8 protein-coding genes are annotated in these 13,981 nt (G+C 73.4%); 4 read left to right on the top strand and 4 right to left on the bottom strand.

The genetic code is table 11. From position 1 onward, the window contains the following. Window positions 1-213: 213 nt before the first annotated feature. Window positions 214-771 carry a MarR family winged helix-turn-helix transcriptional regulator gene (locus OG927_RS17470; protein ID WP_056792977.1) on the bottom strand — a complete coding sequence of 186 codons (558 nt, stop codon included), beginning with the start codon at window positions 769-771 and terminating at the stop codon, window positions 214-216. Window positions 772-913: 142 nt separating this feature from the next. Here OG927_RS17470 and OG927_RS17465 point away from each other — a divergent pair, with 142 nt between their 5' ends. Further along, window positions 914-2,212 (top strand): MFS transporter, encoded by a 1,299-nt coding sequence (locus tag OG927_RS17465; RefSeq protein ID WP_209471290.1) that lies wholly within the window; start codon window positions 914-916, stop codon window positions 2,210-2,212. 19 nt (window positions 2,213-2,231) lie between these two features. On the opposite strand, the gene OG927_RS17460 is transcribed toward OG927_RS17465, so the two are convergent. Continuing rightward, a complete protein-coding gene (locus OG927_RS17460; protein WP_056792979.1) occupies window positions 2,232-3,893 on the bottom strand; it encodes an ATP-binding SpoIIE family protein phosphatase in 1,662 nt (553 codons plus the stop codon). 394 nt (window positions 3,894-4,287) lie between these two features. After that, window positions 4,288-5,748 carry an NAD(P)/FAD-dependent oxidoreductase gene (locus tag OG927_RS17455; RefSeq protein ID WP_056793559.1) on the bottom strand — a complete coding sequence of 487 codons (1,461 nt, stop codon included), beginning with the start codon at window positions 5,746-5,748 and terminating at the stop codon, window positions 4,288-4,290. A 339-nt stretch (window positions 5,749-6,087) separates the two neighbouring features. On the opposite strand from OG927_RS17455, the gene OG927_RS17450 reads away from it, so the two are divergent. Together OG927_RS17450 and OG927_RS17445 are read left to right on the top strand one after the other, a co-directional pair. Then, entirely contained in the window at window positions 6,088-6,894 is an 807-nt protein-coding gene (locus OG927_RS17450) for a TetR/AcrR family transcriptional regulator (protein ID WP_056792981.1), read from the top strand. A 257-nt stretch (window positions 6,895-7,151) separates the two neighbouring features. Continuing rightward, the gene (locus tag OG927_RS17445) at window positions 7,152-9,137 is read left to right on the top strand and encodes a sigma-70 family RNA polymerase sigma factor (RefSeq protein WP_330320418.1); all 1,986 of its coding nucleotides are present in this window, start codon (window positions 7,152-7,154) and stop codon (window positions 9,135-9,137) included. 103 nt (window positions 9,138-9,240) lie between these two features. On the opposite strand, the gene OG927_RS17440 is transcribed toward OG927_RS17445, so the two are convergent. Continuing rightward, the gene (locus OG927_RS17440) at window positions 9,241-11,352 is read right to left on the bottom strand and encodes an asparagine synthase-related protein (protein ID WP_107103280.1); all 2,112 of its coding nucleotides are present in this window, start codon (window positions 11,350-11,352) and stop codon (window positions 9,241-9,243) included. Between the two features lie 1,046 nt (window positions 11,353-12,398). On the opposite strand from OG927_RS17440, the gene OG927_RS17435 reads away from it, so the two are divergent. Continuing rightward, entirely contained in the window at window positions 12,399-13,913 is a 1,515-nt protein-coding gene (locus tag OG927_RS17435) for a sporulation protein (RefSeq protein ID WP_330320417.1), read from the top strand. Window positions 13,914-13,981 lie beyond the last annotated feature (68 nt).

The following is a 13,981-nucleotide window of genomic DNA, read 5'->3' as shown; positions in this document are numbered from 1 at the left end:
CTAGCGGATTCTCCCGGCGGCTCATAATCGAGCCTTCGATTTGAATTCCGGCATGCCGAAATTCTCCCCGATGGGAGGTCGTACTGAGTTTGTTTGCCGCATTCGCGGCGGGATCGGCTGCCGCGGCTCCGTACCGGCTCCGTGACAACTCGAAGAACCTTACGGATCGGGGAGGGGCGTGTCAACCCATCCCCGGGAGGCCCTTCGACGCCATCAGTCCAGGTCGGTGAGCCGGCCGCCGGCGTCCGGCTGGGCGTGTTCCACGCGGCGCAGGAGGCGGATCAGGATCTCGCCCAACGCCCCGCGCTCCTCGCCCTCGAGGTCCTGGAGGAGGTCCTCCTCGAATGCGGTGGCCATACGCATCGCCTCGAGCCACTTCGTACGGCCCTCGTCGGTCAGCTCGACGATGACCCGCACCCTGTTGTTCTCGTCCCTGTCCCGCGTGACCAGGCCTTCGCCCGCCATGCGGTCGATGCGGTGGGTCATGGCGGCGGGCGTCAGCCCCAGCCGCTTGGCGAGCTCGCCCGGGCCCAGCCGGTAGGGGGCGCCTGCCAGGACCAGGGTCTTGAGGACCTCCCACTCGGCGTTGCTGATGCCCAGGGCCGCCAGCTGTCTGCCGTACGCGACGTTCATCCGGCGGTTCAGTCGGCCCAGCGCGGAGACGACCTGTTCGACCTGGGGGTCGAGGTCGCGGAACTCGCGCTGGTAGGCCGCGATCTGCTCGTCGAGGCTCGGCTCCTGGAGCTCGGGCTGCTCGGGGGTGTCAGACATGGCGGGCAGTATCGCACGCTCCCCATCGGCTTCGAAGTCCTTCGAGCTATAGCGTTGAGACTCTAAGTTTAGTGCTAAAGTCTACGAGTCTGATTTCTTCAACGTTCTCCAAGTCTTGAGGTAGGTGAGTGTGACCAGGGAAATGGGTGCAGCGCTGCGGCGGATCCAGGTGGGGAGCGCGCTGAGCGCGTTCGGCCTCGGGTTCACCGTCCCGTATCTGTACGTCTACGTGGCGCAGGTACGGGATCTTGGTGCCGGTACGGCAGGTGTCGTACTGGCTGTCTTCGCCATGGCAGCGCTGGCCGTACTGCCGTTCACCGGTCGGACCATCGACCGGCGCGGCCCCTTGCCCGTGCTGATCGTCGCCGCTGGCACGGCGGCCGTGGGCGCGGCCGCTCTGGGCGTGTCGAACAGCGTGACGACCGCTGTCCTCTCCGCCGCGGTCCTCGGCGCGGGTACGGCGGTCATGCAGCCGGCGCTCGCCACGATGCTGGTGTGGTGCACGAACGCCTCCACCCGTACGCGCGCCTTCGCCATGCAGTTCTTCCTGCAGAACCTCGGTCTCGGCATCGGCGGGCTGGTCGGCGGTCAGCTGGTCGACGTCGGCCGGCCGTCCAGCTTCACCCTGTTGTTCCTCATCGAAGCGGTGATGTTCGTCGTGCTCGGCGTGGTCGCCGCCACCGTGCGCATGCCCCGCGCCGCCTCCGTGCCCGGGGCCGTGCCTGCCGACGGCTCCGCGCCCAAGGCAGGCCTCCGGGTGCTGCTGTCGCACAAGGCGATGGTGCAGCTGTGCGTCCTGGGCTTCGTGATCTTCTTCGCCTGCTACGGGCAGTTCGAGTCCGGCCTCGCGGCCTACGGGACAGAGGCCGCCGGGATCGAACCGTCGACCCTCGGCATCGCGCTGGCCGCCAACACCGCGGTCATCGTCGCCGCGCAGTTCGTCGTGCTGCGCCTCGTTGAGCGCCGGCGGCGCAGCCGGGTCATCGCGTGGGTCGGCCTGATCTGGGCGTTCGCCTGGATCGTGGCCGGCTACGCGGGTATCGGGCACGGCAGCCAGACCATGGCGACGGCCGCGATGATCTCGACGTACGCGTTGTTCGGGCTCGGTGAGGCGATGCTGTCGCCGACCGTCGCGCCGCTCGTCGCCGATCTGGCCCCGGAGGCCATGGTCGGTCAGTACAACTCGGCCTTCGCGCTGGTGAAGCAGCTGGCCCTGGCGGTCGGACCGGCCGTGGGCGGGCCCATGGGGGCGTCGCTGCACGGGCCGTACATCGTGACGTTCGTGCTGTTCTCGCTCGGCATCACCGTGGTTGCCCTGAAGCTCGGTCGGCAGCTCACCCCCGTGCAGGACAAACCGTCGCTCGTGACGGCGCCCTCGCGGGTGGTGGCCGTGTCACTTCCGGAGAGCGAGCCGGTCGCCGTACCCGCCGCCGCTCGCTGAGCCGGCGTCCCTCCCCGGCTCAGCCGGGGAGGGAGAACTCGCACCACACCGCCTTGCCGCCGCCCGGGGTGCGCCTGCTGCCCCAGGACGAGGCGATCGTCGCGACGATGGAGATCCCGCGTCCCGCCTCGTCCGCGGGTTCGGCGCGGCGGCGGCGCGGCAGGTGGTCGTCGCCGTCCGTCACCTCGATGATCAGTCGCCGGTCGGTGCGGCGCAGGCCGAGCCGCATGGGCGGGGTGCCGTGTTGGAGGGAGTTCGCCACGAGTTCGCTCGCGGCGAGGACCCCCAGATCGCACAGCTCCATGGGGAAGCGCCAGGAAGCCAGGACTCCGGTGGCGAAGGCCCGGGCCCGGGGCGCCGCCTCGATGCCGCCGAGCAGTTCGAGCGAGGCGTTGTGGAACAGCTCCGCGCTCGCGCCCGTGCGGGCCGGGTGCTGGACGACGAGCACCGCCACGTCGTCGTCGTGCTCCGCGGTCACTCCCAGGGAACGGATGAGGCGGTCGCAGACCACCTGGGGCGACCCCTTGGCGCCGGACAGGGCGCGCTCCAGGGAAGCGACGCCCTCGTCGATGTCCTCCCTGCGGCGCTCCACCAGTCCGTCCGTGTAGAGAACGGCCGTCGAGCCGGGCGGGAGCGCGATCGTCCCGGAGGTGTGGACCCATCCGCCCGTGCCGAGCGGAGGTCCGGTGGGCTCCTCCGCTCGGTGGACCGTGCCGTCCTCGTCGCACACGAGGATCGGGAGGTGGCCGGCGGAGGCGTAGACGAGGTGGCCCTCGTTGGGGTCGTGGACCGCGTAGGCGCAGGTGGCGATCTGGCTCGCGTCGATCTCGGCCGCGAGGACGTCCAGGAGCTGCAGCACCTCGTGCGGCGGCAGGTCGAGGCGGGCGTAGGCGCGGACGGCGGTGCGCAGCTGGCCCATGACGGCGGCGGCTCGGACGCCGCGTCCCATCACGTCTCCGATGACGAGCGCGGTGCGGCCCGCACCGAGGGTGATGACGTCGTACCAGTCGCCGCCGACCGCCGCGTCCGTGCCGCCCGGCTGGTACGTGGCGGCGATCCGCAGGTCGTCGGGCTGTTCGAGCTCCTGCGGGAGCAGGGAGCGCTGGAGGGTGACGGCGGTGTCGCGGTGGCGGCGCTCGCTGGCCCGGAGCCGCTCGGCGGCTTCGGCGTGGTCGGTGACGTCGGTGACGTAGACGAGCACACCCGCCCCGTCCGCGCTCTCCGGGTCGCCGGCGGCCACCGGGGTGCAGGTCGCGGTGTAGGAGCTGCCCGTGAGGGTCTTGCGGGACTTGACCGTACGGGGCGTGCCGCTGCGCAGGACCTGGTCCATGAGGGGCAGCAGGCTGAGCTCGGACAGCTCGGGCATGGCCTCGGCAGCGGGTACGCCGCAGGGGCGTGGGCCGAAGGCCGCCGTGTACGCGTCGTTGACGTACGTGACGCGGTGGTCGGGGCCGTGGAGCAGCGCGACGGGGGCGGGCAGCCGGCCGAGGATCTCGCGGGCGGAGAGGGAATCGAGGGAGGGTCCGGGCTCGGAGGGCTCCGCCGTGTCGTCCGGTGGCGTGGGTTCGGTCCTGGGCTGTACGGACTCGGCGCGGGCGGCGGGTACGGAGCTGTGGTCGTCCCGCGCGGCGGCTCGGCGCTGCGTTCCGGGAAGGCGGGCACTCCAGCGCGTGAAGTTCACGGAAATTCTGGCCTCGTGTGTCGGTCTGGTCCGCTCGGGCGAGCTCTTCGTCGGCCGGTACCTGTGCCGGTCGTTGCCGTTCGTCTGCCGGTACGTCTGCCGGGTCGGGGTACCGGGGCGGTCCCCCGGGAAGGCGCGGCCGGGTCTCTTCGTGCTGGTGGTCTTCGCTGCCGGTCACTGTAGGTGACTGCCGGGCGGGTCACTCTCTGCAGGTGTGGGCCCACCTATGGTCACACGTCCAGTGTGACCGACCGTACTGACAGTTGTCGTGGGGCGGTCGGTTCGCCCGGCGGTCCGCGGCGTTCCCCCGGCGGTCGGGGGTGCCCTGCGGCGGTGGTCGGAGGAGGTGCCGGCGGTGGTGCGGAAGGAAGGTGTGCCGGCCCGGGGCGGCGGATCAGCCGGATGTCTTCGGCGGGCCGTCGTCGTCCTCGGGCGGATTGCCTCCGGGCCGCGCGCCGTTCCCCTCGCTCCCCGGGCGGAGGTGTGCGTGCCCGCCGGCAGCGAGCGCGAATTCGGCGCGCGGGTGCTCGAGTGAGCCGAGGGAGACGATCTCGCGCTTGAACAGTCCGGCGAGGGTCCACTCGGCGAGGACGCGGGCCTTCCGGTTGAACGTGGGCACCCGGCTGAGGTGGTAGACGCGGTGCATCAGCCACGCCGGATACCCCTTGAGCTTGCGGCCGTAGACGTGGGCGACGCCCTTGTGCAGGCCGAGCGAGGCGACGGATCCGGCGTAGGAGTGCCGGTAGTCCTTCGCGGGCCGTCCGGCGAGCGTGGCGAGGATGTTGTCGGCGAGGACCTTGGCCTGCCGCACCGCGTGCTGGGCGTTCGGCGCGGTTTCCCTGCCGGGCTCCGAGGACGTGAGGTCGGGTACCGCCGCCGCGTCGCCGGCCGCCCAGGCGTGTTCGACGCCGTCGACGCGGAGCGCGGCGGTACAGCGCAGCCGGCCGCGCTCGGTGAGGGGCAGGTCGGTGGCGGCGAGCAGGGGTGCGGGTTTGACGCCCGCGGTCCACACGAGGGTGCGGGTCGGGAAGCGGGAGCCGTCGCTGAGGACCGCGGTACGGGCCTCGCAGCTGTCGAGCCTGGTGTCGAGCCGGACGTCGATGTTGCGGCCCCGCAGCTCCCGGACGGCGTACTTGCCCATCGCCTCGCCGACCTCGGGCAGGATGCGGCCGGTCGCCTCGACCAGGATCCATCGCAGGTCCGTGGGCTTGATGTTGTGGTAGTACCGCGAGGTGTAGCGGGCCATGTCCTCCAGCTCGGCGAGCGCCTCGACGCCCGCGTACCCGCCACCGACGAACACGAAGGTGAGGGCCGCGTCGCGGATGGCGGGGTCCCGGGTCGCGGAGGCGATGTCCATCTGCTCGATGACGTGGTTGCGCAGGCCGATGGCCTCCTCGACGGTCTTGAAGCCGATGCCGAAGTCGGCGAGGCCGGGGACCGGGAGGGTGCGCGAGACGGACCCGGGCGCGATGACGACCTCGTCGTACGGGATCTCGACGGCGCCGGTGCCGTCCTCTCCGGTGGCGAGCGTCGTGACGGTCGCGGTGCGTTTGGCGTGGTCGATGCGCTCCGCCTCACCGATGACGATCGTGCAGTGCTTCAGGACCCGGCGCAGCGGTACGACGACGTGGCGGGGCGAGATCGAACCGGCCGCGGCTTCGGGCAGGAACGGCTGGTACGTCATGTAGGGCTCCGGCGTGACCACCACGATCTCGGCCTCGCCGCTCTTCAGTCTCTGCCGCAGCTTCCGCTGGAGACGCAGTGCGGTGTACATCCCGACGTAACCGCCGCCGACGACGAGAATGCGTACACGAGGCCTGGTGTCGGGGGTCGTCCCCCGGGAATCTGGAGCCATCACCATCCCATGACGCACCGGAGTCCGGCGTTTGTCCACAGGCCCGTCAAATTGTGTGACCGGAGCTCTTCGATCACCCGGCGGGGATCAATCACCCTGTATCACGGCAGCGTTGCAGGTCAGGCATGGCGGCAAGGCAGGCGGGCATGGGGTGAATCAGGGTTCAACCGGTCCTTGCTCCGATCGGGGGGCGCTCCGTGCGGAACTACCCTCTTCTGAATTGAGCCGGGCTCAACTATGTTCGTACCCCGTCGGGGTGTCTGGTTCGGACGGTGATCCGCACACCGGCTCACACGGCGGGGAAGTCTCCGGGGGGAGACGTCATAACCGGGGGAAGTTATGCACATTCAGGATCTGCATGGGCAGAGCGCTGTCACCTCTTCTGTGGAGGGCCACGGGCGGTTGAGCCCCGTAGGAGCGCTCGCGACGGTCGCTGGGGGTGGACCGGTGGGGAGCACGGGCCGCTCGGCGCCGCTCCGCGTGGACGCGCAGCGCAATCTGGAACACGTGCTGCGAGCGGCACGTGAGGTGTTCGGCGAGCTGGGGTACGGCGCGCCGATGGAGGACGTGGCACGCCGCGCCCGGGTCGGGGTCGGCACGGTCTACCGGCGTTTCCCGAGCAAGGACGTGCTGGTGCGCCGGATAGCCGAGGAGGAGACCTCGCGGCTCACCGACCAGGCGCGGTCGGCTCTGGGGCAGGAGGACGAGCCCTGGTCGGCGCTGTCCCGTTTCCTTCGGACGTCGGTGGCCTCGGGTGCGGGCCGGCTGCTGCCGCCGCAGGTGCTGCGGGTCGGGGCCGACGCGGAGGACGCGTCCGCCGCGCCGGGCTCGGCGGACGGCGAGACGCGGGTTCCGCATCAGCGGCAGGGCGTGGGACAGGCCGATCTCAGGGTGGTCGCACCGCGCTCCGCCGCCGAGGCGGGCCTCGACGACGACTCCGGTGCGGCCGAGCTCCTCGAGGTCGTGGGGAGACTGGTGGGCCGGGCCCGGGAGTCGGGTGAGCTGCGCGGCGACGTGACCGTGGCGGACGTGCTGCTGGTCATCGCCACGGCGGCACCGGCGCTGCCGGATCCCGCGCATCAGGCCGCGGCCTCGGCACGGCTGCTGGACATCCTGCTGGAGGGTCTGCGCTCCCGGCCCGCGTAGGCGGGTGCCCCGTTACCGGACGGGTCCGGCCGGTGTCCGTCCTTCCCGGGACGGGCTCACCGGACGGACCTGCCGGGCGGACGCCCGTACGGCCGCGGGGTGTCGGTACTCCCTCCAAGGAGTGATGCCGCGCGCCTCACCCACGGGAAAACACCCCGGACGAGTGGTTGCCCGGGCCGAGGGTTCGCTGTGGCAGGGCCCTGTGGCACTCTGGCCCCGGTATGACGGGTCCGAAGGTGCATACGGGGGCTTCCGCGATGAGCGGTGACGCGCAGCAGGGGGAACCGGCCGACGGTATCGCGGGCGGAGGCACGGAGACGGGCGGGCCGCTCGCCGGCCAGGTGCCGAGCCAGGCGGGTTCCGGACGGCCGGGCAGCGGCCGTGCCGAGGGCGGCACCGTGCTCCCCGGCCCCTGGCCGGTGCCCGCGGACGACGCCGAGGCCGGTGCCGTGTACGCCGTACCCCTCCAGCGGGAGGGACGTGCGGGTTCCGCCGGTCCCGGGCCGTCCGACGCGCAGTTGATCCAGGGCATGCGGGCCGGCGACGACCGGGCGTACGAGGAGCTGTTCCTGCGCCACTCGGGGGCGGTGCGCCGCTACGCCCGCACCTGCTGCCGCGACGCGCACACCGCGGACGACCTGACGGCCGAGGTGTTCGCACGGACACTGCAGGCGGTACGGGGCGGGAAGGGGCCGGAGGAAGCCGTCCGGGCCTACCTCATGACCGCGGTCCGGCACGTCGCCGCCGCGTGGACGAAGAGTGCGAAGCGTGAGCATCTCGTCGATGACTTCGCTGTGTTCGCCGCGCAGGCCACGCGTTCCTCCGAACTCGCGGAGGCCGACACCGTCGGTCTCGGCGCCGACGTGATCGCCATGCACGAGGCGGACCGGTCCATGGCGATGGAGGCATTCCGCAGCCTGCCGGAGCGCTGGCAGGCCGTGCTGTGGCACACCACCGTGGAGGAGGAGACTCCGAGCGAGGTGGCACCGCTGTTCGGCCTGACGCCCAACGCCACGGCGGTGCTGGCCGTCCGTGCCCGGGAAGGGCTCAAGCAGGCCTATCTGCAGGCGCATGTGAGCCAGGCGCTCACGGCCGGCGGGGACTGCGCCCGGTACGCCGACCGGCTGGGCGCCCATGCCCGGGGAGGCCTGCGGAGCCGGGCCGAGCGCGGGCTCCGCAAGCATCTGGACGAGTGCGCGAAGTGCCGGATCGCCGCCGGCGAGCTGCAGCGGGTGAACTCCGGGATCCCGGCGCTGCTCCCGGTCGCCGTCATCGGCTGGTTCGCCGCGGGCTATGCGGTCAAGGCGGCGGGCATCGTGGCGGGCGGGACGGTCGGCGCCGCGGGTGCCGGTGCCGCCGCGGCTGCGACCGGCGGTTCCTCCTCCGGCGGCACAGCCGGTGGATCCGCTGCGGCGGAAGGGCTCGGCGCGCCGGTGAAGGCGGGCATCGCCGCGACCGTGGCCGTGGCGGCCGCGGCCGGACTGGTGTGGGCCCTGGTCGGCGACGACCGGCCCGCCCCGGAGCCGAAACCGGTGGCCGGGCCGCCGGTGGCGGCCCCCGCCGTACCGACGCCCGCTCCCCCGCCGGAGCCGCAGGCCCCCGCACCACCTCCCGCGCCCGAACCGGCACCCGAGCCGGAGCCGACGCGGGCTCGTCCGCCGAAACCCGCGCCGCCCTCGCCGGAGCCCGCCGCCGAGCCGGCACGGCCGAAGGCGCCCGCGCCGGCCCCGCCGGAGCCCGGCCCCGCGCCTCCCGCGCCGACCACCCCACCGCCGCCCGCACCGCCCGCTCCGCCCGTGCCCCCCGAGGTCTACCAGGTCAACGAGTTGCCGTACTCCGTCGCCGGTGATCACACCGCGCCGGAGATCCTGCTCGGCGAGACCAGGGGCGCGGTCTGGCAGCGGACCGGGCTGTCGGTCGGCTCCACGAGGTACTCCCACGGTGTGACCGTCCACGCCCGCTCATCGGTCGCGATCCGTCTCAACCGCCAGTGCACCCGCTACGAGGCGATGGTCGGTGTGGACGACCTGACCGAGATGCTCGGCCCGGTGCGCTTCTCCGTGGTCGGCGGCGACGGGGTACGGCTGTGGGAGTCGCCCCTGATGCGGGGCGGCGACCCCGCCGTGGCGACGAGCGTCGGCATCGAAGGACAGGGCACGATCCGGCTCGTGGTGGTGCCCGCGGGGCCGCTCGGAGGGCTGACGCTGGCCGACTGGGCGCAGTCGCGGATCAGCTGCCGCTGAGATCCCGGGTGAGGCGGACGAGGAGGTCCACGACCTCGTCCGGAGCGGGGCCGCGCCCGCCCTGCGGCGCTCTCGAAGAGCCGGGGGCCCGGGGCCGGGGCCGTTACGGCTGCAGTGTCCGGCGGGCCGGGACCACGCCGCCCGCCACCGCGCGCTGGCGCGGGGCCGCCGTACCCGTCCAGCAGGTGCCCCGGCGGGTGACCAGGCGGCGGAGCCAGAGTTCGGTGGAGACGAGGGCGGCGAGCCCGTCCAGCGGCAGTGGTTCACCCTCGGACGCCGCACGCAGCGCCTTCCGCACGACGCGCGCCTCGACGAGGCCGGCATCGGCGAGCAGCGGGGCGTCGAAGAGGGCGATCAGCTCCGGGAGCGCCGTGCGCAGGCCGAGGCGGCCCGCCGCGTTCGAGGTGGCCTGGGACGGCGCGCCCCAGCCCGGGGGCAGTTCGTGGATGCCCGCGCCGGCGAGGACCCGGCGCAGTATCGCGGCCCGGGCGCCCGGCTGGACGCGCAGTGATTCGGGCAGGGCCCGGGCGGCCCGTACGACCTGGTTGTCGAGGAACGGGGCGTGCAGCCGCTGGCTCCGCACCTCGGCGGCCTGTTCCAGGATGCGCTGGTCGGCCGCGTGCCGGGCGAGCGCCGCACGGGCGCGGGCCTCCCCCGGGCGCTGGACCGACGTCGGCCGGATCGCCGCCTCCTGGAGCCGGACCGCCACCTCGGCGAGTGCCTCACCGGTGAGCCAGCGCGCGGCCGGGCCCGGCCGGGACCAGGTGAGGGCGGCGAGCGAGGCGTCGGCCGGTGTGTCGAGGTCCGGGGCGTAGCGGTTGGCGTCGGGCAGCAGACCGGCCGCGGCCTCGAGCCCTGTGCGGTACGACGTACGGGACAGCCGGCGGGCGGCGCGGTAGACGGCCACCGGGACGAACAGGGAGTGCGCGGACGGCCCCTCGGCCCTGGCGAGCGCGGCGACGGGCCGCAGGAGGTGGCGTCTGCGCCGGTCCATGAGGAGGTCGGCCAGCCGTGCCGGGTGCGCGTCGAGGACCTGCCGGGCGCCGTGCCCCACCAGGTGGTCGGCGCTTCCCGCGGCCAGCCTGCGGCGGTGGCGTTCGGCGACGACGAGGGACGGCGCGGGCTCGTCGGTGAGCGGTCCGGTCTCCAGCGACGCGTAGGGCAGGGCCTCCTCGCCCGCCGCGACGACCACGTGGTGCAGGCGGGGGTTGGCCGCGATGACGCGGGCGCGCTCCAGTTCGTCCTCGCGCCCCTGCGTGGAGAGGTCGTTGAAGGTGACGGCCAGCAGCCGCTCGCCGGCCCCCGAGCCGTGACCGAGGACGGTGCCGGGGAGCCCGGGCAGCCCGGCGGCCAGCAGGGCGAGGGTGGCGGACGCGCTGCCTCCGGACAGGTCCGAGCCGATGCCGGGCACGGGCGCCCCGCGGGCCGCACGGCGCTCGGCGGGCCCCATCCCGGGGACGGGACCGGGATCCGGCGGCATGGTCTCCGGGGCGTGGCGCGGGGCCGTGAGACGGGCGCGTACGGCTTCGACCAGGGCGTCCCGCACACCCTCGACGGCACTCACCGGGTCGGTCTGGGGGGCCGCGACGGCGAGCGAGGCCACCGCCTCGTACCCCGTGATCTCGCGCGATCCCTCCCGGAGGATCAGCGCGTGTCCCGGGGGGATCCGCTTCACGCCCGCGTACGGCGTGCCGTCGCCCAGCGCCTCCGGGGTCTCGGGGCAGGCCAGCAGCGCGGCCAGATGGCCGATGTCCAGCTGGGCCTCGATGAGATCGGCGAGCGGGAGGGCCGCGGTGGCGTACGCGGTGCCGTTGGCCCAGGGGGTGTGGAAGACGGGGCGCGCCCCGGCGAGGTCACCGGCGACGGTGACGCGGCGGCCGATCTGCACGACGGCCGTGTAACTGCCCGGCCAGGCGGTGAGATGGCGCAGCGCACCGCCGCGGGCGGCCAGCAGCCCGACCCGGAGCTGCTCGTCGGTGGCACCGCAGCAGCCGAGGACCGCGAGGCGGGTGGTGGGCGCGCCCTCGGGGGTGGCCACCGTGATGATGCGGATCTCGTCCGGGCGCCAGTCGCCGACGGCCCAGAGCGGATCCGGGTCCCCCCACAGGAGTTGGGAACCCACGGGGTGGACGGTGCGCCCCTCCCCCTGGTGGCCGACCGCGCCCACGGTGCCGAAGCTCGCGGCGATACTGCTCCACCCCACCAACCAACGCATCGCCGCCTCCACAGGCTGTGGACGAACCGGCGCGCCAGACACGGGAACGCCGCTGCGGGACATGCTGCCACGACAACGGCACCTGGGAGGGGGTACGAGCGGCGCACACAGGATGCGCATGCGCCCCTGGCAAGGGCCGGGGGCCGACTTCCGGGATTCCCTCACAACGCAACCGCGGCTTCGGGGAGTTGCGCCGCCCGGCCGGAAATGCGGACCACGCCTCGGCCGTGCTGTGGAACAGACGTAAACCGGCCATAGCCGGACCGATCCGGGAAGCGCTGCCCGACCGACAGGATCCAGCCAATCTCAGATCACGATCCACGTGCGCGTTTCACTCCGGAAGGCCTCGGAGGGGTGTCCGACGACGCCCCCGGCCGTGCTCCGGAGAGAGCCTGCGGGCCCCTGGGGAACCTCGCGGCCGCCCCGGTCACGCGTCGGCCGGCGCATCCCCCCGGTGCGCCGGCCCACACGCCTCGTCCCCCATGGAACGTGCCCTTCCACGCACAGTCCGGGAGGTGTTCGTCACCTCCCGGACCGGTTCGCCGCCCGCGGGGAATGGGGCGGCGGTCTCCCCCAGCCCGCTGAGTCCAGTGCAGCGGGCCGACCCACGCAGGAACCATGGAAGCGCTTCCGTGCAGGCCGGGCCAGAGCGCACGGCCGGGCGCACGGCCACACACCGGGAGCACGATGGTCTTGCTCCGCACCGTTCGGGGGCCGGCCGTGACTCCGCGCGCGGAGCCGCACCCGTGACCCCCGACGCATCCGGTGCGCAGCCGGTGCGCGGGGTGGCACACCGGCGGACAGGACCCCCCGACTCCGGCATGGCGGACAACATTCCCGCCATCCGGACGACTGCCCCTTAACGGTAGGGATGCGGCGAACTACGCTGGGTTTACCGATGTTCTCAGCAGGGCGGCATATTCCACGGGGCTCAGCCAAATGCGTGTGCGGCCGGAGTGCCCGGGACCGTACCTGGGGAGAACACGGTACGAATGCCGCGCGCCCCACGGTGTCGCGGCGGCCGTCTGTGTGTCGAGGGGTGGCGCATGTCCAGGGAGCAACGCGGGCCGAACGAGAAGCTCGGCACGGTTCTCGCCCTCGCGGGAATCAGCAACGCCGGGCTCGCCCGGCGGGTCAACGACCTCGGAGCGCAGCGCGGTCTGACACTGCGGTACGACAAGACCTCGGTGGCCCGCTGGGTCGCCAAGGGCATGGTGCCGCAGGGTGCGGCGCCCCATCTGATCGCGGCGGCGATAGGGGCCAAACTCGGCCGCCCCGTGCCGCTGCACGAGATCGGGCTGGCCGACGCCGATCCGGCGCCCGAGGTCGGGCTGGCCTTCCCGCGCGACGTGGGCGAGGCGGTGCGCTCGGCGACGGATCTGTACCGGCTGGACCTGGCGGGCCGCCGGGGCGGCGGCGGGATCTGGCAGTCGCTCGCCGGCTCCTTCGCCGTGAGCGCGTATGCGACCCCCGCGTCCCGATGGCTCATAACACCCGCCGATCCGTCGGTCGCCCGGGACCCGACGGCCGCCCAGGCCGCGATCCTCGGCACCCGGGGCGCACCCGGCGGCCAGGGCGCGCCGGGGGCGCAGGCCGCAGTGCCCGTACAGCCGGGTCCGGACACGGTGTCCGACGCCTCACTCTTCCGGGTGGGCCACAGCGATGTGGCCAAGCTCCGCGAGGCCGCCCAGGACGCTCGCCGCTGGGACTCCAAGTACGGCGGCGGCGACTGGCGTTCCTCCATGGTCCCGGAGTGCTTACGCGTCGACGCCGCCCCCCTGCTCCTGGGTTCCTACAGCGACGAGGTGGGCCGGGCGCTCTTCGGCGCCTCGGCCGAGCTGACCAGGCTCGCGGGCTGGATGGCGTTCGACACCGGCCAGCAGGAGGCCGCGCAGCGGTACTACATCCAGGCGCTGCGCCTGGCCCGGGCCGCCGCCGACGTCCCGCTCGGCGGATACGTACTGGCATCGATGTCGCTCCAGGCGACGTACCGGGGCTTCGCCGACGAGGGTGTGGACCTCGCGCAGGCTGCGGTCGAGCGCAATCGCGGCCTGGCCACCGCACGGACCATGAGCTTCTTCCGCCTCGTGGAGGCCCGCGCCCACGCGAAGGCCGGCGACGCACCGGCCGCGGGGGCCGCGCTCAGGGCAGCGGAGAGCTGGCTGGAGCGCGCCCGGGCCGGTGACCTGGATCCGTCCTGGCTCGGCTTCTACTCGTACGACCGGTTCGCCGCCGACGCCGCCGAGTGCTACCGCGACCTGAAGGCGCCCCGGCAGGTGCGGCGGTTCACGGAGCAGGCGCTGTCCAGGCCCACCGAGGAGTTCGTCCGCTCGCACGGGCTGCGGCTCGTCGTGTCGGCGGTCGCCGAGCTGGAGTCCGGAAATCTGGACGCCGCCTGCGCGGCGGGGACGCGCGCGGTCGAGGTGGCGGGGCGCATCTCCTCGGCACGCACCACGGAGTACGTCCGCGATCTGCTGCACCGCCTGGAACCGTACGGGGACGAGCCGCGCGTCGCCGAGCTCCGGGAACGGGCCCGTCCGCTTCTGGTGACCCCCGTGTAGCGGAACACCGGAACACCCCGTTATGCCCCGCCCGGGAGACGGATCGGACGCCACGCCCCTGCCGTCCC

Origin of the sequence: Streptomyces clavifer (genome assembly GCF_036345975.1) — a bacterium.
In the GTDB taxonomy this organism is placed as follows: domain Bacteria; phylum Actinomycetota; class Actinomycetes; order Streptomycetales; family Streptomycetaceae; genus Streptomyces; species Streptomyces clavifer.
Note: the sequence above shows the minus strand (reverse complement) of the source record. Positions and strands in the feature narration are given on the sequence as shown.

Bases quoted from the DNA above. Each gene is read 5' to 3' on its own strand.
- OG927_RS17440 (WP_107103280.1), bottom strand. From the start codon at position 11,352: ATGCGTTGGTTGGTGGGGTGGAGCAGTATCGCCGCGAGCTTCGGCACC.
- OG927_RS17450 (WP_056792981.1), top strand. From the start codon at position 6,088: ATGCACATTCAGGATCTGCATGGGCAGAGCGCTGTCACCTCTTCTGTG.
- OG927_RS17455 (WP_056793559.1), bottom strand. From the start codon at position 5,748: ATGGCTCCAGATTCCCGGGGGACGACCCCCGACACCAGGCCTCGTGTA.
- OG927_RS17465 (WP_209471290.1), top strand. From the start codon at position 914: ATGGGTGCAGCGCTGCGGCGGATCCAGGTGGGGAGCGCGCTGAGCGCG.
- OG927_RS17445 (WP_330320418.1), top strand. From the start codon at position 7,152: ATGAGCGGTGACGCGCAGCAGGGGGAACCGGCCGACGGTATCGCGGGC.
- OG927_RS17435 (WP_330320417.1), top strand. From the start codon at position 12,399: ATGTCCAGGGAGCAACGCGGGCCGAACGAGAAGCTCGGCACGGTTCTC.
- OG927_RS17470 (WP_056792977.1), bottom strand. From the start codon at position 771: ATGTCTGACACCCCCGAGCAGCCCGAGCTCCAGGAGCCGAGCCTCGAC.